Origin of the sequence: Streptococcus halitosis (assembly GCF_023147855.1) — a bacterium.
In the GTDB taxonomy this organism is placed as follows: Bacteria; Bacillota; Bacilli; order Lactobacillales; family Streptococcaceae; genus Streptococcus; species Streptococcus halitosis_B.
In genome coordinates this window covers 113,536-137,470 of record NZ_JAHXOP010000004.1, presented here as the reverse complement: position 1 = coordinate 137,470, position 23,935 = coordinate 113,536, and the positions used below count along the sequence as shown (strand labels likewise).

General features: G+C 43.5%; 18 protein-coding genes and 1 tRNA gene. 4 read left to right on the top strand and 15 right to left on the bottom strand.

Going from position 1 to position 23,935, the window contains the following annotated elements; genetic code table 11:
* Positions 1 to 54: 54 nt before the first annotated feature.
* From KZX55_RS07960 to KZX55_RS07930, 7 genes are all read right to left on the bottom strand, one after another.
* Positions 55 to 126: transfer RNA gene (locus tag KZX55_RS07960), tRNA-Glu, on the bottom strand.
* A 116-nt stretch (positions 127 to 242) separates the two neighbouring features.
* Entirely contained in the window at positions 243 to 677 is a 435-nt protein-coding gene (locus tag KZX55_RS07955) for a cytidine deaminase family protein (RefSeq protein ID WP_096422863.1), read from the bottom strand.
* 12 nt (positions 678 to 689) lie between these two features.
* On the bottom strand, positions 690 to 2,150 hold the full coding sequence (gene gltX, locus KZX55_RS07950; RefSeq protein WP_248026501.1) for a glutamate--tRNA ligase: 1,461 nt from the start codon (positions 2,148 to 2,150) through the stop codon (positions 690 to 692).
* Positions 2,151 to 2,284: 134 nt separating this feature from the next.
* On the bottom strand, positions 2,285 to 3,634 hold the full coding sequence (locus KZX55_RS07945; protein WP_000018248.1) for a glucose-6-phosphate isomerase: 1,350 nt from the start codon (positions 3,632 to 3,634) through the stop codon (positions 2,285 to 2,287).
* Between the two features lie 168 nt (positions 3,635 to 3,802).
* Positions 3,803 to 4,492 carry a gamma-glutamyl-gamma-aminobutyrate hydrolase family protein gene (locus KZX55_RS07940; protein WP_084940396.1) on the bottom strand — a complete coding sequence of 230 codons (690 nt, stop codon included), beginning with the start codon at positions 4,490 to 4,492 and terminating at the stop codon, positions 3,803 to 3,805.
* Positions 4,493 to 4,630: 138 nt separating this feature from the next.
* Complete coding sequence (locus KZX55_RS07935; protein WP_248026494.1) at positions 4,631 to 6,397, bottom strand: ABC transporter ATP-binding protein; 1,767 nt, start codon at positions 6,395 to 6,397, stop codon at positions 4,631 to 4,633.
* A 1-nt stretch (position 6,398) separates the two neighbouring features.
* Positions 6,399 to 8,105 (bottom strand): ABC transporter ATP-binding protein, encoded by a 1,707-nt coding sequence (locus tag KZX55_RS07930; RefSeq protein ID WP_248026490.1) that lies wholly within the window; start codon positions 8,103 to 8,105, stop codon positions 6,399 to 6,401.
* A 206-nt stretch (positions 8,106 to 8,311) separates the two neighbouring features.
* On the opposite strand from KZX55_RS07930, the gene KZX55_RS07925 reads away from it, so the two are divergent.
* Both KZX55_RS07925 and galU read left to right on the top strand, forming a co-directional pair.
* Positions 8,312 to 9,328, top strand: coding sequence for an NAD(P)H-dependent glycerol-3-phosphate dehydrogenase (locus tag KZX55_RS07925; RefSeq protein WP_248026487.1), 1,017 nt, complete (start codon positions 8,312 to 8,314; stop codon positions 9,326 to 9,328).
* A 22-nt stretch (positions 9,329 to 9,350) separates the two neighbouring features.
* Positions 9,351 to 10,250, top strand: coding sequence for a UTP--glucose-1-phosphate uridylyltransferase GalU (gene galU / locus KZX55_RS07920; protein ID WP_084851799.1), 900 nt, complete (start codon positions 9,351 to 9,353; stop codon positions 10,248 to 10,250).
* A gap of 116 nt (positions 10,251 to 10,366) precedes the next feature.
* Here galU and KZX55_RS07915 read toward each other — a convergent pair whose 3' ends face one another.
* The 6 genes from KZX55_RS07915 to pbp1b all read right to left on the bottom strand — a co-directional run bounded on the left by KZX55_RS07915 (position 10,367) and on the right by pbp1b (position 17,053).
* Positions 10,367 to 11,047: a rhomboid family intramembrane serine protease gene (locus KZX55_RS07915; RefSeq protein WP_248026482.1), complete on the bottom strand. Its 681-nt coding sequence runs from the start codon at positions 11,045 to 11,047 to the stop codon at positions 10,367 to 10,369.
* A complete protein-coding gene (locus KZX55_RS07910; RefSeq protein ID WP_248026480.1) occupies positions 11,031 to 11,570 on the bottom strand; it encodes a 5-formyltetrahydrofolate cyclo-ligase in 540 nt (179 codons plus the stop codon). Before KZX55_RS07910 ends, KZX55_RS07915 begins: the two co-directional genes overlap by 17 nt.
* Before the next feature lie 11 nt (positions 11,571 to 11,581).
* On the bottom strand, positions 11,582 to 12,712 hold the full coding sequence (locus KZX55_RS07905) for an N-acetyldiaminopimelate deacetylase (protein ID WP_248026474.1): 1,131 nt from the start codon (positions 12,710 to 12,712) through the stop codon (positions 11,582 to 11,584).
* Positions 12,713 to 12,779: 67 nt separating this feature from the next.
* Positions 12,780 to 13,478, bottom strand: a complete 699-nt coding sequence (dapD, locus tag KZX55_RS07900; RefSeq protein WP_248026471.1) for a 2,3,4,5-tetrahydropyridine-2,6-dicarboxylate N-acetyltransferase — start codon at positions 13,476 to 13,478, stop codon at positions 12,780 to 12,782.
* Between the two features lie 84 nt (positions 13,479 to 13,562).
* Positions 13,563 to 14,474, bottom strand: coding sequence for a DMT family transporter (locus KZX55_RS07895; RefSeq protein WP_248026469.1), 912 nt, complete (start codon positions 14,472 to 14,474; stop codon positions 13,563 to 13,565).
* Positions 14,475 to 14,551: 77 nt separating this feature from the next.
* Positions 14,552 to 17,053 carry a penicillin-binding protein PBP1B gene (gene pbp1b / locus KZX55_RS07890; RefSeq protein ID WP_248026466.1) on the bottom strand — a complete coding sequence of 834 codons (2,502 nt, stop codon included), beginning with the start codon at positions 17,051 to 17,053 and terminating at the stop codon, positions 14,552 to 14,554.
* Between the two features lie 140 nt (positions 17,054 to 17,193).
* Between pbp1b and tyrS the strand changes: the two genes are divergently transcribed.
* Positions 17,194 to 18,450 carry a tyrosine--tRNA ligase gene (gene tyrS, locus KZX55_RS07885; protein ID WP_248026451.1) on the top strand — a complete coding sequence of 419 codons (1,257 nt, stop codon included), beginning with the start codon at positions 17,194 to 17,196 and terminating at the stop codon, positions 18,448 to 18,450.
* 55 nt (positions 18,451 to 18,505) lie between these two features.
* The gene (locus tag KZX55_RS07880) at positions 18,506 to 19,354 is read left to right on the top strand and encodes a putative RNA methyltransferase (protein ID WP_248026448.1); all 849 of its coding nucleotides are present in this window, start codon (positions 18,506 to 18,508) and stop codon (positions 19,352 to 19,354) included.
* 552 nt (positions 19,355 to 19,906) lie between these two features.
* On the opposite strand, the gene glgP is transcribed toward KZX55_RS07880, so the two are convergent.
* Positions 19,907 to 22,165 (bottom strand): glycogen/starch/alpha-glucan family phosphorylase, encoded by a 2,259-nt coding sequence (glgP, locus tag KZX55_RS07875; protein ID WP_248026445.1) that lies wholly within the window; start codon positions 22,163 to 22,165, stop codon positions 19,907 to 19,909.
* 24 nt (positions 22,166 to 22,189) lie between these two features.
* Positions 22,190 to 23,707, bottom strand: coding sequence for a 4-alpha-glucanotransferase (malQ, locus tag KZX55_RS07870; RefSeq protein WP_248026436.1), 1,518 nt, complete (start codon positions 23,705 to 23,707; stop codon positions 22,190 to 22,192).
* Between the last annotated feature and the right edge of the window lie 228 nt (positions 23,708 to 23,935).

Here is a 23,935-nt window from a genome sequence, read left to right as displayed (position 1 = left end):
CTGTCAACAAGTTTTTTAAACTTTTTTCAAGTTTTTTCTAGACACGATACACTATAGTCCGTACGGGATTCGAACCCGTGTTACCGCCGTGAAAAGGCGGTGTCTTAACCCCTTGACCAACGGACCTGAGCTTTTCAACTCTTTCTATTATACCTACTTTTTCCCCTTTGTCAAGAACTTTTTTCCTCTTTATCGAAATTCTGAAAAAATAAGGGGAAAAGAGCCAGTAAAACTGACTCCTTCTATTTATCTTGCCAATTAGTCGCACGTTCCTCTCCCCACCAGTATGGGATTAACTCGGCAACTTTGATTGTTTTTCTTGTTTTGTAGTCCATCATGAACTCTGCTTCTTTATTTTCAGCATTCAATTCTAAGAGAAATTCTCTGCATGCGCCACAGGGCATACCTGATCCTTCGCCGTAGGGAGGTTTATCTCGAAAGGCGAGGATTTTCTTAACTTTAGTTTGTCCTGAAAATTGATACATATTGAAGAGAGCCGCTCGTTCTGCACAAAGATGAAAAACGCCACAAGTGCCCTCCATACAGAATCCTGTGAAGATTTGACCATCTTCTGCTTCTACCGCAGCAACAACATGATTAGCATAAACAAAGTCAGAAACTTCATGGGGATTGAATAGGATTCGTGCTTCTTCATACATCTTTTCCCATGTATCCATTGGAAGTCCTTTTTATTTGGAAATCTCTTTCAGCATATTATCGATATGCTGAATTGACTTTTCACGTCCGAGTAAGAAAATGGTGTCTGGTAATTCTGGTCCATGCATTTCACCTGATACAGCAATACGAATCGGCATGAAGAGATTTTTTCCTTTGATACCTGTTTCTTTTTGAACTGCTTTGATTTGTGGGAAGATGTTTTCTGTCACAAATTCATCGTCTGTCATTGCTTCTAGTTTCGCTTTGAAGGCTTCTAGAACAACCGGAACGGTTTCTCCTGCCATGACCTCGCGCTCAGCGTCTGTCAACTCTGGGAAATCTGCAAAGAAAAGATCTGTCAATGGAACAATTTCATCCACTGACTTCATTTGTGGTTTGTAGAGTTCCACCATTTTTTCAGACTTGTCAGTCAAACGCCCTGCTTCTTCTAGGAATGGTTTTGCCATCTCAAAGATAGTTGCTAAGTCAGCTCTCTTGATGTAGTCGTTGCTCATCCAGTCTAGTTTCTTCTGATCGAAGGCTGCTGGAGACTTGCTGAGGCGGTTTTCATCAAAGAGTTTAATCAATTCCTCACGAGAGAAGATTTCGTCTTCCCCACCAGGGTTCCAGCCAAGAAGGGCAATAAAGTTAAAGACAGCTTCTGGAAGATAGCCTTTCTTACGGTAATCTTCGATAAATTGAAGGGTATTGGTATCGCGTTTAGACAATTTTTTACCCGTTTCAGAGTTGATGATCAAAGTCATGTGACCGAACTCTGGAGCTTCCCAACCAAGAGCCTCATAAACCATAAGCTGTTTGGGTGTGTTGGCAATGTGGTCATCTCCACGAATAACATGGGAAATTTGCATGTCGTGGTCATCGATGACAACGGCAAAGTTGTAAGTTGGGTAACCATCTTTCTTTTGAATCACCCAGTCACCGCCGATATTGCCACCTTCAAACTCGATATCACCTTTGACCATATCGTGCCATTTGTAGATACCAGACTCATTGACAGCCAAACGAACAGTTGGGATGATACCAGCTGCTTCACGTTCTGCGATGTAAGCTACTTTTTCTTCTTCGCTCATGCCAAGATATTCATTGATGTAACGTGGTGTTTCACCAGCTGCTTCTTGGCGTTCGCGCTCAGCTGCCAACTCTTCTTCTGTAACGTAAGATTTGTAGGCTTTTCCTTCAGCTAGCAATTGGTCGATGTATTTTTGATAGAGTTCCAAACGCTCTGATTGGCGATAGTTTTCATGAGTTTCTGGACTTTCATCCCAATCCATTCTTAACCAACGAAGATTTTCAAGCTGTGAACGTTCACCATCCTCAACATGGCGTTTACGGTCGGTATCTTCAATACGAATAATAAAAGTTCCACCATGATGGCGTGCGTAAAGGTAGTTGAATAATGCTGTACGGGCATTTCCGATGTGTAGTAGTCCTGTTGGACTTGGTGCGTAGCGTACGCGGATATCTTTTGACATAGTTTCTCCTATAAAGTCTCTAGGCGTCTGCCTTTTTGCTTTCTATATTATATCACAAGTCTCGCCTGAGTCCAATGTCTACGAATAAAGAGAGTAAAAAGAGTGGACAAGCCACTCTTTTCTTCTATTACAGACTATAGACGTGCGTTAAGCTCTTTGCTCAATTCTTCAAATCCTGGTTTCCCAAGAAGGGCAAACATGTTGCGTTTGTATGCTTCAACACCTGGTTGGTCAAATGGGTTGATGGCATTCAAGTAACCTGAAAGAGCAATTGCCAATTCGAAGAAGTAAATAGTATAACCAAGAGTGAAGGCATCTTGCTCTGGAAGGGTTACGTACATGTTTGGTACATCACCGTCTGTGTGGGCAAGAAGAACACCGTCAGTTGCTTTTTTGTTTACAAAGTCAACGTCTTTTCCTTGAAGGTAACCAAGCCCATCAAGGTCTTCTTCCAAAGTAGGAATGATCACGTTCTTACGTGGTTTGTCCACACGGACAACTGTTTCAAACATGATACGAGTTCCTTCTTGGATAAATTGACCCAATGAGTGCAAGTCAGTTGAGAAGTTTGCTGAAGTTGGGTAAATCCCTTTTTGGTCTTTCCCTTCTGACTCACCAGCCAATTGTTTCCACCATTCTGAGAAGTATTGAAGTGATGGCTCGTAGTTTACCAAGATTTCAGTTGCATAACCTTTACGGTAAAGAATGTTACGAACGGCTGCGTATTGGTAAGCTTCGTTTTCAGAAAGTTTGTCTGAAGTGTAGTCTTTACGAGCTGCATTCGCACCTTCCATAAGAGCTTTGATGTCTGCACCTGATGCAGCGATTGGAAGCAAACCAACTGCGGTCAATACTGAGAAGCGTCCACCGATATCATCTGGAACTACAAATGTTTCCCAACCATTCGCATCTGCTTCAACCTTAACAGCACCTTTTTGGCGGTCAGTTGTTGCGTAGATACGTTTGTTAGCTTCTTCTTGACCGTATTTCTTAACCAAGAGTTCTTTGAAGACGCGGAAAGCGATAGCTGGCTCAGTTGTTGTACCTGATTTAGAAATCACGTTTACTGAGAAGTCTTTGTCAGCTACGTACTCTACCAAGTCAGCAAGGTAAGTAGATGAGATTGAGTTTCCTGCGTAAAGGATTTGTGGAGCTTTGCGTTCTTCTTTTGTTTGCAAGTTCGCAAAGTGGTGGTTCAAGAAGTCAATGGCTGCTTTCGCTCCAAGGTAAGATCCACCGATACCGATCACAACCAAAACATCGCTGTCTGATTTGATTTGCTCAGCAGCTTTCAAGATGCGGTCGAATTCTTCACGGTCATAATTTTCAGGAAGGTCCAACCAACCCAAAAAGTCGCTACCAGCACCAGTTCCTTTACGAATCAATTCGTCTGCAGCTGTTACTTGTGCTTGCATGTATTCCACTTCATGTGGGGCAACAAATTTGTCCAAGACTTTTGAATAGTCAAATTTAATATGTGACATGATAATCCTCCAATATTTCTTCTTTTCTATCATAACGCTTACCTTCGATTTTTTCAAGCTTTTTTATTGAATTTGCCTAATTTTTATCAGAATTCAAACGTTTGCGTAAAAATGTCAAAATACAAAAAATCTGAAAGAACGAATAAAAACGGCTAGAGTCTCTAACCGTTACAATTCATTTAATAAATACTCAAATAGTTCTAAATTGCCGTCTTCTTCATTGACCAGAAACTCTGGATGCCACTGCAAACCAATGATACGGTGCTCGTCGATAGACTCAATCGCTTCAATGGTCTGGTCTCTTGGATCAATAGCAGTTACACGGAAATTAGGCGCCAGATCTTTAATACTTTGACGATGGACTGAGTTGACCCGACTTTCTTTTCCGAACAACTTAGCCACCACGCTTCCTTCTACTGTCTCAATAGAATGAGATGTCCCAAAAGGCAGGCCTTGCCAGTGACCTTCAATTTCTTGGTGAAGAGTGCCGCCAAAAGCAACATTGACCAGCTGAACACCGCGGCAGATTGCCAAAATGGGCTTATTCTGATGGAGTGCTTCTCTCAAGAGTGCCAATTCAAACTCATCGCGTACAAGGTTGTAATCATCGCTCTCAATGGTCTTTTTCTCTCCATAAAACTGAGGATGGACATTTTGCCCGCCTGTCAAGATGAGTTTGTCAATCATTTCCACATAATCGCGAACAATGGACTCATCCCCTACAGGAATTACTAAGGGAAGACCACCGACTTGACGAATGCTCTCTGCAAATTTACAGGACACAGATGAGTGAATGTTTTTTCCTTCTGCATCTACAGGACATAGATTCGCAGCAACTCCTACAACCGTTCTAGCCATGATGTGTCTCCTTTCGATTTTCTTGCGACAGTCTTATCTTATCACTCCAACCCTTTCCTGTCTAATATGTTTTTTTAAAGACCGTGATAAGTATTTTTTATGGACAAGAAAAAGCTGCCCAAGAGGACAACTTCTTTTTTATTCGAAGACAAATTGATTGTGATACAGTTCTGAGTAGAAACCGCCAAGTTTGAGCAACTCGTGATGATTTCCACGTTCAATAACCTCTCCATCTTTGAGGACAATAATCTGATTGGCATTGAGGATGGTCTTGAGACGATGGGCAATGACAAAACTGGTTCGACCTGCTACTACTGCCTCCATAGCATGTTGAATCTTGCTTTCTGTTACGGTATCGACATTGGAAGTCGCTTCATCTAGGATTAGGACTTGAGGATCTGTCATCAAGGTCCGAGCGATGGAAATCAATTGTTTCTGCCCAGTCGAGAAGATATTTTGCTCATCATCAATAAGGGTATCATACTTATCAGGCAAGCTTTCGATATAGTCATGAATATGAGTTGCCTTGGCAGCTGCTTCGACCATTTCCTGACTGGCATCTGGCACACCAAAGCGGATATTGTCTCGGATCGTTCCACTAAACAAGACCGAATCCTGCAAGACAATCCCGACCTTGCTCCGCAGACTGTCCAAATCGTAGTCACGAATGTCTTTCCCATCAAAGCAAATGCTACCTGCATCCACATCGTAGAAGCGATTGATAAGGTTCATGATGGTCGTTTTCCCTGAACCAGTCGGACCGACAACTGCTATCATCTGCCCCTTAGGAGCTGAAATGGTGACATCTTTCAAAATCGGCTTGTCTGGCACATAAGAGAAATCAATGTGACTGATTTCAACGCCTTCTCGCAATTCCGAAAAGGCTGGTGCATTTTGCGGACGAATCTCTTCTTCTGAATCAAACATTTCTTGGATACGATCCGCCCCAGTAAAGGCCAACTGGAGGCTCCCCCAACTCGCAGCCACCTGGATAATCGGCTGGTAGTACTGCTGAGAAAATTGGGTAAACATGACAATCAAACCTAGGGCCGTCGTTGTTTCGATACTTGGATCGTTCAGCAAGACCGCAGAACCTGCAAAAATAACGATGGCCGTATTGACCAAGCTCATCCCATTCATGACAGGAAAGAGGATGCCTGAGAACATTCTCCCTTTAAAGGTTGCCTTGCGCACGCGCTCATTTTGCTCCACAAAGCCTGCTACGATGTCGTCTTGAATTCCTTGTACGATAACAGCTTTCTGTCCAGAAATACTCTCGTCCATGTAGGCGTTGAGTTTCCCAACCTCTTTTTGCTGGAGATTAGTGTACTTGCGGGCCATTTTCACGATGAAGACCAGCATGAGAAAGGCCACTGGAGTACTGGCTACTGTTATCAGGGCTAGCGTCACATTTCTTGAAAACATGACAAAAATCAAACCGATGTAAAGAGCAATATTACTCATAACCTGAACTAGACTTTCATTGAAGGCTTGAAGGATGTTGTCCAAGTCACTCGTGAAGCGAGAGAGGATGTCACCATCCTGATGGCGGTCAAAGAAAGAAACCGTTAAACGAGAAAGTTTGCCAAAGAGGCCCTTACGCATCTCATTTGTCGACTCAGCAATCACACGGGTCATCAAGGTCATGTAAATCAAACTGGATACCACTAAGGCGAGGACAACCAGAGCTAGATTCAGCATCAGAGCTGACAAACTCTGCCAGGCTAGTTCGGAAGTCCCATTTTGATAAGCTAGAACTAGGTTAGCGAGCTCTGTGACTGCTTGACCTGAAAAAACTGGAAAGAGGGCTTGGGCAATCGTCGCAACTGCAACCATTAGAATCACAATGACAAAGGAGAACTTGTAAACTTTAAAATAATTCCAGAAAAATCGAACGGTTTTCATTTTATTCCTCCTTTCCCTTTTGTGTTTCGTAGATTTCGCGGTAGACGGCATTGCTAGCTACCAAGTCCGCATGCCTTCCTTCTCCAATCAAGCGTCCTTGATCCAAGACCAAAATCTTGTCTGCATGGACGACTGAACTGATCTTTTGAGCGATGATAATCGTGGTCGTCCCTTTCAGGTCTTTGTTCAAAGCTTCCTGTACGAGTCTCTCTGACTTGGCATCCAAGGCCGAAGTCGAATCGTCAAAAATCAGGATACGGGGATTGCTGACAATCCCACGGGCAATGGACATCCGTTGCTTTTGTCCACCAGAAAAGTTGGTGCCACGTTCCTCGACCTGACTCTCAAATTTGTTTTCCATGCGTCCGATAAATTCGCTGGCTTGAGCAATCCGTGCTGCACGTTCCATTTCTGACACGCTGGCATTGCCTTTTCCTTGACGAAGATTATCTGCAATGGTCCCGCTAAAGAGAATAGCACGTTGCAAGACGATAGAAACTGTTTTACGCAAGGTTCCCTCGCTGACGTCTCGAATATCCTTGCCACCAATCTTGATAGATCCCTCCTGTGGATCAAAAAGTCGTGGAATTAACTGAGCTAGGGTGGACTTCCCTGCTCCAGTAGCCCCAACCACACCGACCATTTGACCAGGCGCAATTTCAAAGGTTACATTCTTCAGCATAGGCTCATCGTCATTAGGATAGGTGAAGGTTACATTTTCAAAAGAGAGACTTCCTTCTAACTCTTCGTTCGGGAGATCTTTAAAGGTCATTGCTGGCTCGGTATCTAGAATCTCGCGGATACGACGCAAGGAAATCATGGCACGGCTGACAGAATTTCCTAAAAATCCAACCATGATAATGGTAAAGATAATCTGGCTGAGATAGTTGACAAAGGAAGCAATCGAGCCCACAACAGATGGATCTGACTGAGCCATTCCAGCCACCAACCAGATAGAGAGAAAGACAGCCCCATAGCCGACTAGCATCATAATAGGTTCTATAACTGAGAAGGCATAACCGATATAAAGATTTTGGCCGAGAAGTTCATCAGAAACCTCGGTAAATTTGTCAAATTGTGCTTTTTCTTGTACAAAGGATTTGACCACGCGCACACCACGTAGATTTTCCTTGGCGATAGCATTGATCCGTTCAAGAAGGGTTTGAAACTTAGCAAATCGTGGCCCCATCATCCCCATCATGATGGCAGTTAGTGCAAGGATTAGGAGCACCATGAGGACAATCACCCACCAAAGCGACGGAAGAGTGTGAACCGCCAAGATAAAGGAACCGATAAAGAGAAGAGGGAGACGGAAGAGGATTTGAAAAGCCATCATCACCACGTTCTGAATTTGGTTGATATCATTGGTCATACGGACGACAAGGTTACCGGCATTGAATTGCTCAATATTGGCATAAGAAAAAGTCTGGATCTTGCGAAAAGCGTCTTCCCGAAGGTCCGAAGACACTCCTTGAGCAATATAGGCTGCAAGTGTCACATTGACCCCACCTGCAACCAGCCCCACTAGGGCTACTCCTATCAGCCAAGCGCCAATACTATAAATAGCCTCATGTTGTCCGGCCAACAAAGCCTCTAACACCTCTTGCAAATAGCGCGGTTGCAAGAGCGAGCTCGCAACCATCAAGCCTGTCATCACTAGGGATGCCAAGGCCTGCCATCTATAGGTTTTTATTTTTTTAATGAGCATATTTCCTCCTAATAAAATAGATAAAGGGAGCGACATCCTGCGTCAGCTCCTTCTCATTCGGTCATATTGATGCTATTCTAGCAAAAAAGAGAAATCTTGTCAAAGAAGTTTCCTTATTATAAATTAGTGCGCTTTCATATACAGGTGATGCATGAAAAGGCTTTTTATGGTAAAATGAAAGGAAGAACTCTTACAAGGAGGAAAAGATGAAGAAACAAACCATCGCTGTCTTGGGTCCTGGTTCTTGGGGGACCGCCCTTTCGCAGGTCCTAAACGACAATGGACACGAGGTTCGAATTTGGGGAAATATTTCTGACCAGATCGATGAAATCAATAACCAACATACAAACAAACGCTATTTCAAAGATATCCTACTCGACGAAAAAATCAAAGCCTATCATGATTTAGAAGAAACACTAAAGGATGTGGATGCTGTTTTATTTGTGGTCCCAACAAAAGTAACGAGACTGGTTGCCCAACAAGTAGCAAAGGTGCTCGATCACAAGGTTGTCATCATGCATGCCTCCAAAGGATTGGAACCAGATAGCCACAAACGTCTATCAACTATTCTTGAAGAGGAAATTCCAGCCGATCTCCGTAGTGAAGTCGTTGTTGTTTCAGGCCCCAGCCACGCTGAGGAAACTATTGTTCGGGATATTACCTTGATCACTGCAGCCTCTAAAGACCTCGAAACTGCTCAGTACGTCCAAAATCTCTTTAGCAATCACTACTTCCGTCTCTATACTAATACGGATGTTATCGGGGTTGAAACCGCTGGTGCTCTTAAAAATATCATCGCAGTTGGCGCTGGCGCACTACATGGTCTAGGGTTTGGCGACAATGCCAAGGCGGCCATCATCGCACGTGGCTTGACAGAAATCACCCGTCTAGGAGTCGCTCTTGGGGCAAATCCTCTAACTTATAGCGGGCTTTCTGGAGTTGGGGATTTGATTGTAACGGGAACATCTGTCCACTCTCGTAACTGGAGGGCCGGTAATGCTCTTGGCCGTGGAGAATCCCTCGCAGACATCGAAGCAAACATGGGCATGGTCATTGAAGGCATTTCAACAACTCGAGCAGCTCACGAACTGGCTCAGGAATTGGGTGTCTACATGCCAATCACACAGGCTATTTACCGAGTTATCTACGAAGGTGTCAATATCAAAGAAGCAATCAACGACATCATGAGTAATGAATTTAAAGCAGAAAACGAATGGTCATAGACCTTTATAGAAAGGAACATTTATGAAACAAAAAGTCAGAAAAGCAGTCATCCCTGCCGCTGGATTGGGGACTCGTTTCCTCCCAGCAACTAAGGCCTTGGCCAAGGAAATGTTGCCAATCGTAGACAAGCCAACTATCCAGTTTATCGTTGAAGAAGCCCTCAAGTCTGGAATCGAAGATATCTTGGTTGTTACGGGTAAGTCAAAACGTTCCATTGAGGACCATTTCGACTCAAACTTCGAATTGGAATACAACCTCAAAGAAAAAGGAAAAACGGATCTTTTGAAGCTGGTTGATGAGACAACTGGTATGCGTCTGCATTTTATCCGCCAAACACATCCACGTGGTCTCGGAGATGCTGTTTTGCAGGCTAAAGCTTTCGTCGGAAATGAACCTTTTATCGTTATGCTTGGTGATGACTTAATGGATATCACCAACGAAAAAGCTGTTCCGCTCACCAAACAACTCATGGATGACTACGAGCGTACCCACGCGTCTACTATCGCTGTTATGCCTGTCCCTCATGACGAAGTATCTGCTTACGGGGTTATTGCTCCGCAAGGCGAAGGAAAAGACGGCCTTTACAGCGTTGAAACCTTCGTTGAAAAACCAGCTCCAGAGGATGCCCCTAGCGACCTTGCTATCATTGGGCGCTACCTCCTCACTCCTGAAATTTTCCAAATCCTCGAAAACCAAGCTCCAGGTGCAGGAAATGAAATTCAGCTGACAGATGCAATCGATACCCTCAATAAAACACAACGTGTATTTGCTCGTGAATTCAAGGGAGCTCGTTACGATGTCGGAGACAAGTTTGGCTTTATGAAAACCTCCATCGACTACGCTCTTAAACACCCACAAGTCAAAGACGACTTGAAAGACTATCTCATTCAACTCGGAAAAGAGTTAGCTGAGGGGAAATAGAAGAAAAACAAAGCTCTTAAATAAGGGCTTTGTTTTTTGTTGACGATTGCAACAAAAAAGCCATCTTTGCAGATGACTTATTAGCAACCGAATCGGTGCTCATTTAACTATTCCCTCTACACATAGGTCATTCCCTTATAGCAAAGGAAAACGGCTAGTGCGATAAAAAGTACGGTTGCCCCGATTCGCTGGCTGGTACTATACATCTTTCTCTCCCATTTAACTGGAAAAATGACTGCTAGAAAAGCACCGCCTACTGCGCCACCAATATGCCCTGCTAGGCTGATTCCTGGAATCAGAATACTTCCAATGATATTGATCACGAAAAGCGTCAGGTAGGATTGCCCCAACTGCTGGATATAGGGGCTGCGAGTCGCATAGCGCAAAACGATAATCGCAGCAAATAATCCATAGAGAGAAGTGGAAGCGCCTGCTGCTACAACTTTCGATGTGAAAGCAAAAACAAAGAGATTACCCATCATTCCAGATAAGAGATAGAGAAAGAAAAATTGCTTAGAACCGAAAATCTCCTCCACCTGTCGTCCAAGAAAGTAGAGTGAAATCATATTGACAATGAAATGCTCCCATCCAATATGCACAAAGATAGCCGAAAATAGGCGCCAAATCTGCTCTGGGAACAGGCGAATGATCGGTCCATACATAGCTCCAAACTGAAACAGAGTTTTGACTTGATCAAAGTTGATACCCGTAGTAATCAGCATCAGTAGAAATACAAAGCCAGTCACTAGGAGAAAAAAACTAGTCACAGGATAACGTTTATCAAAGATTTCCTTCATAGATTAGCACCTCCTGGACGGGAATATCATGGTTTTCCGAGTTGAAATTCTGGATTTGGCAAGGATAGATTGTACTCATGGTATGCCCAGCAAAATGTTCCAGATAGCGGTCGTAGTATCCTCCACCATATCCGATCCGATAGCCCTCTGTTGTAAAAGCCAAGCCCGGAACATGAATTAAATCAATCTGAGATGGTTCCACCGCTTCCAAGTCTCCTTGCGGTTCCAGTAAACCAAAGGAAGTTTTTACCAACTGCTGAGGATCATATACCACAAACTCCATGCGCCCCTTGGGATAGGTTTTGGGTATCAAAACCTTCTTGCCGTCCTTCAGCGCCTGGTCAATCAGTTCTTGCGTTTGAAATTCATGAGGGAAGGAGAGATAGGTTGCGATGGTCTTGGCTTCTTGGTAAAAGGGGTGATTCAAAAATCGTTTTGTTAAAGCTCGATCCATAGCCTGTTTTTGTTCTTGAGATAAAGCCTTCATTTCTTGCAAGACTTGCTTGCGTAATTTCGATTTCATAGCTAAGCCCTCTACTCCGCCGCTTTCTTTTTGAGAAAACTAGAAACCGCCTCAACACCAATGGCTAGGGCTTCTTCCTTGGGACTCATCTGAGGATGATGAAGAGCATAAGGACTGTCGATACCTAGCCAAAACATAACCCCATCAACCTTTGAAAGAAGATAACCAAAGTCCTCACCAGTCATAGCAGGCTCGATATCAATCAACTCGACTCCCTCTTTTTCTTCAAAGAAGTCCATCAGTTCACGCGCCAAGGCTGGATTGTTCTCAACAGGTAGGTAGCCTCCTTGCTTGAGTTCCACTTCAACTTCCATATCAAAGGCTGCTGCAACTCCTTCTGCGACTGTCTTGACTCTTTTTTGTACCAAGAGGCTCATGTCCTGAGTCAATGCCCGAATAGTTCCGTGTAAAAATGCTGTGTCTGTAATGACATTGTTGGTTGTTCCAGCTTGGAAAAGACCAAAGGTCACCACCGCTCCCTCAATTGGATTGACATTGCGGCTGACAACTGACTGTACTTGGGTTACAAAGTAACTAGCAGCCACCAAGGCGTCATTGGCTTCATGCGGAAAAGCTGCGTGTCCTCCTTTTCCTTTGAAACGAATCTTCACCTCACAAGTCCCTGCAAAGAGTGTATGAGTATTGGTCGCGATCTGTCCGACCTTCAAATCTGGACGAACATGGAGTCCATAAAACTGGTCTGGTAGCCAGTCCTCAAAAGCGCCATCCTCATACATGAGCATACCACCGGCTTCATTCTCCTCAGCAGGCTGAAATAGGAAGAGCAGATTATTCTTGGGTTGCTCCTCAAGGGCGCGCTCAAGACAGCCTAAGGCAATAGTCATATGAAAATCATGGCCACAAGCATGCATGCGGCCTTGGTGTTGAGAGGCGAAAGGCAGTCCTGTTTGTTCGACGATAGGCAGACCATCAATATCTGTTCGCCAACCAATGGTCCGCTCCGGCTGACTTCCCTGCAGGTAGACCAAAATTCCTGTCCGCCAAGTACGAACTTGAACAAAGTCCTTGCCCGTAGTCAATTTCTCAATCACATCCAGCAAATAAGCCTGAGTCTCGAACTCTTCCAAGCCAATCTCTGGAATCTGGTGTAAATCTCGTCTAGTCTGAATCAAATCTAACATCTATCTGTCCTCCTATATAGCAGAAAGAGGCTGGAAAAAGGGTTCCGCCTCTTTTTTACTTTTACAATTACAAGGTACGAAGCGCATCCTCTAGCGCTGTTTTTTGTTGGGTTTGGGCATCAATTTCTTTGATGATACGAGCTGGAACACCTGCCACTACCACGTTTTCTGGAACATCTTGGGTAACAATAGCTCCGGCTGCAACAACTGAACCACTGCCGATTTGAACTCCTTCGATCACCACTGCATTGGCACCGATAAGAACATTATCTCCGACACGGACTGGTTCAGCGCTAGCTGGCTCAATCACACCTGCCAAAACCGCCCCTGCACCAACGTGGCTGTTCTTCCCAACGATGGCACGGCCACCAAGGATGGCACCCATGTCAATCATGGTTCCTGCACCGATTTCAGCACCGATATTGATAACAGCTCCCATCATGATAACAGCATTGTCACCAATTTCTACCTGGTCACGGATAATCGCACCTGGCTCAATACGAGCATTGATATCACGTTTATCTAGTAAAGGAACTGCAGAATTACGAGCATCTTGCTCAACAACATAGTCTTGATTTTCTACTAAACCTTCAAGAAGCGGAGCGACATCCTTCCAGTCTCCGAATAAAACATTTCCTAGTTTGACAACAGAGCTAGGCACAGCAGATGCGAGTTGTCCTTCAAAGGTTACTTTAACACAGGTTTTCTTTTCCGCATTGGCGATAAATTGGATAATTTCTTGAGCGTTCATTTTTGTAGCAGTCATAGGTGCCTCCTAGTTCGTTATAATGATACCTATTCTACCAAAAAAGGCCTCAAATTTGAAGCCTCAACTATCAAATAATCATCTTTACCTGGCTTGTTTTGCCTCTTCTACAGATAAGAAAATCATCGGGACGATAATAAACACCATAGCTAAGGCCAAAAAAACATCCATGACCAATCCCAGAAAAAGAACACTTAATAGAGCTGAAGAGAGAGGCTCGCTAGCGCTCACTACAGAGACAACGAGAGGGGAAACGAGAGAGACAGCCTTCATAGACAGGAAGAAGGCAAAAGCAGTCCCAAACACGGCAATCGTCAGACAAATCAGCACACTTACCAAATCCACTTGAAAACTTATCTGATAAATAGGGTAAAGGAAATTACTAAAGAGTCCTGCCAGAATCATCCCCCAACCAACAGTTGGAACGAAACCGTAGCGCCGTGCAAAACGTTGGGGAAGGAGGACATTAAACATGACCCCTACTGCACTAAGCAAACCTGTCACTAGAGCCAAAGGTGTCATGGACAACTGGGATAAATCCCCTTTTGTAGCCATCAAAAAAACACCTAGCATGGCAATCAAAACATAGAAAACAGCTGTAATCGAAGCCTTCTTCTGGTAAACGAGGCGATTGTAAAACAGGATAAAAACAGGGCTGATAAATTGCAAAATGGTCGCCGTCGTCGCATTGGAATACTCAACGCAGAGATAGAAGAAAAACTGCACAGAAAAAATACCTAGAATAGCATAGGCTAAAAAAGGTAGATAATTTTTCTTATCACGCCAGATGTCCAATAATCGAGTGCGCAACTGAAAGGCCGATAAGCCTAAAACCAACCCCCCCGCTACCAGTAAACGCATAGAAGTAATCCATCCAGAAGACACTGGATAATGAGTGAAAAAATACTCTCCTAAAATCCCACAAATCCCCCAGATTAGGCCTGAGAGTAGCGAGTATAGTGTTCCCTTAACAATCTTTTTCTGATAATGATTCATACTCCTATTGTAACACGAAACCAACCAAGAAAAAAGTAACAACAAGGAGAAATTACTAACCTTGCTGCTACTCTATCTTAGCGATTAAATAGACGTGAACGTCCTGAAGAGCCACTCTGAGTATTTCCACTCGAGCTTGTTGTTCCCGAACCGCTACTTGAGCTTGGAGGAGTTACTGCAGGAATGCTTCCTAGAATATTCTTCCAAGCATTCTGATAATCTGCATCGCTTCCTCCAATAGCGAAGCGGTAGGTAGTTACTGGCGCCCCTTCTTTAGTAGCCCAGTAACTTGTTACGGTAGAACCGGAAACGTTGACTTCTTTGCCATTGATTGAAACCTTGCCCGGTTTCTCCCCTGTCGACTTGAGAACTTGTGACTTGGTCACACTTGAGTCAAGATTAAAGCGCTCATTCCCCCAAATGCCAGGTTTTGCTTGTTGAATGGCATTAACCAAGTGGGCCATATAGTTGGCATTGCGGTAGTGGCCCGCACCTTTGGCTAGTGGGCGGTTGTCATCGTGACCTAGCCACCCTCCCAGAGTCAAGCGAGGCGTAGAAAGCATAAGCCACATGTTTTCATCTTCATTGGTTGTACCAGTTTTTCCAATCCAGTCGGCGCTAGCGAGACTTGGATTGATGGTAGCCAAGTCTGTTTGGAAACTTGAGGTAATCCGAGATGAAATAACATCGCGAAGCAAGCTTTGCATAATGGTCGCTGTCGCTTTTGAGTAAACTTGGACAGGTTTATCCTTATGTTCATAGACCACTCGACCATCTGTTGACTCGATCTTCGCAATCATATGTTTCTTATGGTAAACTCCATTATTAGCCAAGGTTTGATATCCGTTGGTATGCTGAGCAACTGTAACGTCAATTCCTCCGCCCATCGGTAAACTCTCAATACCATATTCTGGGATTTCGTAACCCATTTTTTCCATATACCCCTTGACATCAACCCCCTTCTCTCGAAGTGTACGATAAGTCCAGTAGGCTGGGATATTCCATGAGTAGTTGAGGGCCTCCCCTAACGTCATCATCCCTGTACCAGGACTATTGACATACATGATAGGATTGCCGTTTGAAAAGTTGGTCGGATAGTTTGATAAGATACTTGCACTTCCCATCAGACCTTGGTCAATGGCAATACTGTAAGCCAATATCGGCTTAGTAGTCGAAGCAGGAGAACGTTTTGTGTCGATAGCGTGGTTATTCTGATTTTTTTGATAATTGCGACCACCGACAAATCCAAGAATAGCCCCCGTTTGGTTGTCCATGAGGACATTCCCCACCTCAGGCTGGCCTGTCGAATCATCTAGCAGATAGCCGTAGGTTGCCACCGCATTTTGCATCGCAGCATGAACATTTTTATTGATAGTTGTCGTAATCTTATACCCACCATTTTCAATTTCCTTAGTCGCTAAATCACGATAAGCTTTCTGGATGGATTCATTCTTTTGCTCTTGCGCAGAAACATTATCTCGTTGGATGAGGTAGTCATACATCCGATCAGTAGCTTCTGCCAAGGTTGCGAAGTAAAGATAGTCACGCGAAGTACCGCTGACACTACCAGATGGTAAGAAGTCTTTCTTAAAATCATAATCCTTATACTTGTCGTAATCTTCCTGACTTAGAGCCCCTGTCCGGTACATATTATAGAGAACATCTTTAGCCCGTTTGATCCCCAGAGCCAAATCCTCCTCACTCTTCATACTACCGTCAGATTCATAAGGGGAGTAACTGATTGGGCTCTGTGGCAATCCTGCGATAAAAGCTGCTTGAGGGACTGTTAAATCCGAAGCCTTAACCCCAAAAATCCCTTCTGCAGCCTGCTGGGCACCTGCAATATTTTGACCCTTGTGATTGCGTCCAAAAGGAGCAATATTAAGGTAGGTTGTTAAAATCTCATCCTTACCCATAGCCCGCTCTAAAGCTAGAGCATCAATGATTTCTTTGGCCTTACGAGCTAGAGTTGGAGCATCCCCCACCACTTGCTGCTTGATAACCTGCTGAGTCAAGGTCGAACCCCCACTGGATGACCCCAGACCAACAAAAGTTCCCAAAGTCGCACGAATAACGGCCTTAGGCACGACTCCCTTGTGCTCGTTGAAATTCTCGTCTTCTGTCGCAATGATAGCTTTCTTAAGGTTGTCTGAGATAGCATCTGAAGCGACTGAAGTGCGCAACAAATCGCCCTCGATCGAGGCAATGGTACTGCCGTCAGAATAAGTGATTTCTGAGATAGAGGCAATATCCTTCACTTGCTTGACCAACTCTTCTGCTTGAGGTACTTGGGCCTTGTCAAATAGAGCGACTCCATAACCCATAGCCACCCCAGCACCAAACAGTCCACCGATAAAACCTAGGATAAAGAGAGTATTAAAAACTATTTTAAACCCACTCAAAACCTTAGCAAAATTAGATCCTGCCCTTCCAACTTTGTCAGAAGAGGTCCCCTTTTTACCGGTTTTCTTATCAGCTAGTTTTTCTGCTAGTCTTTTCTTCCATTTTGCAATTCGTTGCGTTAGCTGCTGGAAAACATGCAGTATTTTTGTTTTTAATTCATTAATTCTTTCTTTCATGAATGTCCTCACTTTCTCTATTATACCATAAAAGGTAAACTTTCAATAAAATAGCCACTTTCTTCCCTATTCCACTAGGCTATTGCCCAAGTTTGTGATACAATAGGTAGAAACAATATTTTAAAAAGGAGAAAAGACATATGCACATTTTTGATGAGCTAAAAGAGCGTGGTTTGATTTTTCAAACGACTGATGAAGAAGCTTTGCGCAAAGCCCTAGAAGAAGGTCAAGTTTCTTATTATACTGGCTACGATCCAACTGCTGACAGCCTTCACCTAGGCCACCTTGTCGCAATCTTGACAAGTCGTCGTTTGCAACTAGCAGGTCACAAACCTTATGCGCTCGTTGGCGGTGCTACAGGTCTCATCGGAGATCCGTCCTTCAAAGATGCTGAGCGTAGTCTCCAAACAAAAGACACAGTAGAGGGCTGGGTCAAGTCTATCCAAGGACAACTTTCTCGTTTTCTTGACTTTGAAAATGGGGAAAATAAAGCTGTCATGGTCAACAACTACGACTGGTTTGGCAGCATCAGCTTCATTGACTTCCTCCGTGATGTCGGAAAATACTTCACTGTCAACTACATGATGAGCAAGGAGTCTGTGAAGAAACGGATTGAAACAGGGATTTCTTACACTGAGTTTGCCTACCAAATCATGCAAGGGTATGACTTCTACGTCCTTAACCAAGAGCACAACGTAACGCTACAAATCGGTGGTTCTGACCAGTGGGGAAATATGACCGCAGGTACCGAATTGCTTCGTCGTAAGGCTGACAAGACTGGTCACGTTATTACTGTTCCACTCATCACAGACGCAACTGGTAAGAAATTTGGTAAATCTGAAGGAAACGCTGTTTGGCTCAACCCTGAAAAGACTTCTCCATACGAAATGTACCAATTCTGGATGAACGTCATGGACGCTGACGCTGTTCGCTTCTTGAAGATCTTTACCTTCTTGTCACTGGATGAGATTGAAGACATCCGTAAACAGTTTGAAGCGGCTCCACACGAACGCTTGGCTCAGAAAGTCTTGGCTCGTGAAGTCGTTACACTTGTTCACGGCGAAGAAGCCTACAAGGAGGCCCTCAATATCACAGAGCAACTCTTTGCTGGAAACATCAAAAATCTTTCTGTTAAAGAACTCAAACAAGGACTTCGTGGCGTGCCAAACTACCAAGTACAAGCAGACGAAAACCACAATATCGTGGAACTCCTCGTGTCATCTGGTGTGGTGAATTCAAAACGCCAAGCCCGTGAAGATGTTCAAAATGGAGCCATCTACGTCAACGGCGACCGTATCCAAGACCTTGACTATGTCTTGAGTGACACAGATAAGTTAGAAAACGAACTAACTGTTATCCGCCGCGGTAAGAAAAAATACTTCGTTCTTACATACTAAAAAAGCAGACTGGGGGGCATTTGCCATCCAGTCCTTTTTTTGCTAGACTAAAACTATGAATACAAATCTCAAACCAAAACTTCAACGTTTTGCTACTGCTAGCGCCTTTTCCTGCCCCATCTGTCAAGAAAATCTGACCTTGGTCGAAACTAGTCTCAAGTGTAGTAAACGCCATTCTTTTGACTTGGCAAAATTTGGCTATGTCAACTTGGCTCCGCAAATCAAGCAATCTGCCAACTACGACAAGGAAAACTTTCAAAACCGCCAACAAATCCTAGAAGCTGGCTTTTATCAAGCTATTCTAGAGGCCGTTTCTGATTTACTTTCAAACTCAAAAAATGCCAAAACAATTTTAGATATCGGATGTGGTGAAGGTTTCTACTCTCGCAAACTCCAAGAAAGTCACTCTGACAAAATCTTCTACGCCTTTGACATCTCCAAAAATTCCGTCCAAATCGCTGCCAAGAGCGAACCCAACTGGTCAGTCAACTGGTTTGTTGGTGACCTGGCTCGTCTCCCTATGAAAGACGCCAGCATGGATATCCTGCTTGATATCTTTTCGCCTGCCAACTATGGGGAATTCCGTCGCGTTCTATTCAAAGATGGGATCTTGATAAAGGTCATCCCGACGGAAAATCACCTCAAAGAAATCCGTCAAATGGTGCAGGACCAGCTGACAAAGAAGGGCTATTCCAACCAAGATATCAAAGAACATTTCCAGGAACATTTCAGCATCCAATCTCGTCAGATTGCTTCCTTAACAAAACCTATCTCGGCTGAGCAACGCCAAGCCCTGCTTGCCATGACACCCTTACTCTTTCACGTTGATCAAACCAATATTGACTGGAATCAACTGACGGAGATTACCATCGAAGCAGAGATTCTGGTTGGAAAAGCACTGTAAGCTAGTTTTGGAGATACTACAAAACCCGCACCTCTTCTTGAGGTGCGGGTTTAAATCGCGATTTTTCAACTGTCTATCCGAAAAGTGGAAAAAATTTTAACCTCTCCATTTATTTTCGATTCGAAATAACAAATTTATCAATAAATAGCAAGTGAAATGAGGCAAGTGATGCCCCATAACAACATCCATGAAAAGAGATTTCTTGATGAGTCAGTGGAAAGGAACTACTATTACCCATATAAAGGCATGACCAAATTACAAAAAGAATCCAAAATAAATCAGTCCATTTATATTTTTGAAAAATATTTTTTCCACATAAGAACACCCTCTTTCCTGCAATCATATTATAACACTTCGTGTAAGCGGATACAAGCTATATGAGGTGATCAACTAAGAAGAAGCATGAGGTTGAAAGAGAGTGTTAAACCTTCAATACGTCTATGATTTCTCTTCTTTTACTTACAAGATTGACCCAAATCCACATCATTCAAAAAAGGCGAATTTCAATCGAAACTCGCTTTTTTACAAAATGTATTAGTATAAATTTGTACCTTAGTTCAAGTGCCAGATATCTTCGTTGTACTGAGCGATTGTACGGTCAGATGAGAAGAATCCTGCTTTGGAAATGTTAACGATGACTTTATCCAACCATGCGTCACGGTCTTCGTAGTCAGCAAGCATTTGCTCTTTCACTTTGATGTAGTCTTCCAAGTCAAGGAGAGTCATGAACCAGTCTTTGTTGATCAATTCATTGTAAAGACGTTCCAAGCGTTCTTTCTTACCTACTGCAAGAACAGCATCGCTCACGATGAAGTCAACCAAAGGTTTGATAGCTTTACGAGCGTAGAATTCGCTTGATTTGTAAGCTGCTTTTGCGTAAAGGTCGATAACAGTTTCTGAATCTTCACCGAAGATGTAGATGTTTTCGTCTCCAACCAATTCAGCGATTTCCACGTTAGCGCCGTCCATAGTACCAAGAGTCAAAGCTCCGTTCAACATGAATTTCATGTTACCAGTACCTGAAGCTTCTTTAGAAGCAAGTGAGATTTGTTCTGAGATGTCACATGCTGGGATAAGGAAGCTTGCTGCAGTAACGTTGTAGTTTTCAACCATGACGACTTGCAAGTGTGGAGCTACTTCTGGATCATTTGCAATCACTTCTGACAAGCAAAGGATCAAGTGAATGATGTCTTGGGCAATTGTGTAGGCAGGAGCTGCTTTACCACCAAAGAAGACTGTGATTGGGCGAGCAGGGATGTTGCCAGCCTTGATATCAAGGTATTTGTGGATGACATACAAAGCGTTCATTTGTTGACGTTTGTACTCGTGAAGACGTTTAATTTGGATATCAAAGATAGAGTTTGTATTGATTTCCACACCTTGGTGCTCTTTCAAGTGGCGAGCCAATTTACGTTTGTTGTGAGCCTTGATGCTTTCCAATTTTTCTTTGACAGCAGCCTTGTCTTCGTATGACAAGAGTTTTTCAAGCTCATCTGCTTCATGGTGCCAACCACGGCCAATAATCTCATCCAAGTAGTGAGACAGTCTTGGGTTGGCATGCATGAGCCAACGACGGAATGTGATACCGTTTGTTTTGTTATTGAATTTTTCTGGGTAGATGTCGTAGAAAGCTTTCAACTCTGAGTTCTTCAAGATTTCAGTGTGAAGAGCTGCAACCCCGTTTACGCTGTATCCATAGTGGATATCCATGTGAGCCATGTGAACACGTCCGCTCTCATCGATGATTTGAACAGCTGGATCTTTGTATTCTGCTTTCACACGGCGGTCCAATTCTTTGATGATTGGTACCAAGTGAGGAACCACTTCTTCCAAGAATTCAAGAGGCCATTTTTCAAGGGCTTCAGCAAGGATTGTGTGGTTAGTGTAGGCAGTCATGCTACGTACGATTGAGATTGCTTCATCAAGTTCGATACCACGCGCAGTCAAAAGACGGATCAATTCAGGAATCACCATTGATGGGTGAGTATCATTGATTTGTACAACTGCGTAGTCCGCAAGGTCATGCAAGTTGCTTCCTTTTTCGATCGCTTCGTCAATGATCAATTGCGCACCGTTTGAAACCATGAAGTATTGTTGGAAGATACGGAGCAATTCACCTTGCTTGTCGCTATCGTCTGGGTAAAGGAAGAGAGTCAAGTTGCGAGCGATATCTGTCTTGTCAAAGTTGATACCATCTTCGATGATAGAAGAATCAACTGAATCCAAGTCAAACAAACGCAAGCGGTTTTTAGTAGCTGTCTTGTAACCAGGTACATCGATATCGTAAAGAGTAGATGTCAATGTGAAGTGTGCAAATGGCACTTGGTAGCTACGGCTTGAGCGTACCAACCAGTTTTGCTCTGTCAACCAAGCGTTAGGAATCGTTTCTTGTTGGTTGTTTTTAAGAACTTGTTGGAAAAGACCAAAGTGGTAGTTCAAACCAACACCGTCACCATTCAAACCAAGTGTAGCGATTGAGTCGATAAAGCAGGCTGCCAAACGTCCCAAACCACCGTTACCAAGTGATGGTTCCAATTCTACTTCTTCGACTTCGATCAAGTCTTTACCTGCAGCTGCAAGTTCTTTTTTCACATCGTCGTAAAGGCCAAGGTTAATCAAGTTATTTGACAAGAGTTTACCAATCAAGAACTCAGCTGAGATGTAGTAAACTTTTTTCTTACCAGTGTTGACTGGTTTTTGACTGCTAGCAAGTTTGCTGTAGTTGAGAAGAGCAAGGTAAAGCTCTTCATTGCTACATTCTGCAATGGTTTTATTGTAACGCTTTTGTACAAATTCTTTTAATGGTAACATGTTTATGTGTCTCCTGATATTGTCTTATTTCTTTAATTCTACCAAATTTTCATTGATTCGGCGATAAATTGTAGTCAAGTCAAGCAAAGTTTCTTCAACCGCTGGTGTGAGTTGGTCTGCTGTCATACGCCATGACCAGTTTCCACCAAGAGTAGATGGGAAGTTCATACGAGCTGACTCATCTAGTTCTAGCAAGTCTTGCATAGTGGCAATAGCCATGAAGCTAACGGATGAAAAGATTGTGCGAAGCATTGCGTGTGGCACCGTTTCATACTCTTTACGGTTCGTGTAACGAGCCATGTATTCACGAGTCGCATCGTCGATTTCATTACGGTACCAACCAAGGACCGTATTGTTATCGTGTGTTCCTGTGTACATGACAGAGTTAGCTGGCGCCAAGTGTGGGCTATCGATACTTTCGTCTTCTGGGTTGAAGGCGAATTGAAGAATCTTCATTCCTGGGAAGCCAGTACGTTCACGCAACTCGATAACCTCATCTGTCATGAAACCAAGGTCTTCTGCAATGATGTTCAGTTCACCAAGTTCTTCCTTAACGGCTGCAAAAAGTTTGTAGCCTGGACCTTTCACCCATTTACCAGGGGCCGCTGTATCGGAACCAGCAGGGATTTCCCAGTAAGATTCAAAGCCACGGAAGTGGTCGATACGAACGATATCGTAGATCTTGAAGCTTTCGCGCAAACGTTCAATCCACCATTTGTAACCGTCTTTGTCCATTGCTTCCCAGTCATAGATTGGGTTCCCCCAAAGCTGACCAGTAGCAGAAAACTCATCTGGTGGACATCCTGCGATGCAAGTTGCTTTACCAGTGGCATCTGTCTTGAAGAGATGTGGATTTGCCCACATATCGCTTGAATCTTCCGCTACGTAGATAGGCATGTCCCCAACGATTTCGATGTGGTTGTCGTTAGCGTAGGCTTTCAATTTCAACCATTGTTGGAAGAAGAAGTATTGAGTCACACGGTGGTAAACCAACTTGTCTGCCAATTTCTCACGGTAGCTTTCAAGTGCTGAAGCTTTACGCGCACGAGCATCTGCATCTGGCCATTCTGTCCAAGCAAGATTGTCAAAATGCTCTTTGATCGCCATATACTCAGCAAAGAGTTCAAGCCATGATTGGTTGTCTTGAGCAAACTTCTCAAAATCTTTGACATCACCCACTTCCAAGAAGCGTTTAACTGCTTTTTCTAAAAGCGGACGACGTGCATAATAAATCTTCGCATAGTCAACTTCAGATGCATCGCTACCAAAGTCAACACCTTTAAGATCACTGGCTTCGAGCAAGCCTTGCTCTACCAAGATATCAAGGTCGATAAAATGCGTATTTCCAGCAAAGGCCGAGAATGATTGGTATGGAGAATCTCCATAGCTTGTTGTCCCGAGAGGGAGGATTTGCCAGTAACGTTGCTTCGTACGAACCAAGAAATCAACGAAATCATAGGCAGTTTGGCCAAATGATCCAATCCCGTATGCTCCTGGCAGAGAAGAGATGTGCATCAACACACCACTTTGACGTTTTTTCATAATAGCACCTCATGTGTTTGTTATAAAACGTTGCGCAATCAAGACGCAAACGTTTGCGTTAAATTAAGTATAGCGTATTTTAAACACAAATGCAAGCGTTTTTAGAAACTTTTTTTGATTTCTTTTTCTTTGAATGGATCTTGGTTCTACTGTTATTTTATGAAACGAACACTTTTCCTATAAAGTTTTGCTTATTTAAGATAGTTGAAATTAAAAACAGCCTCATTT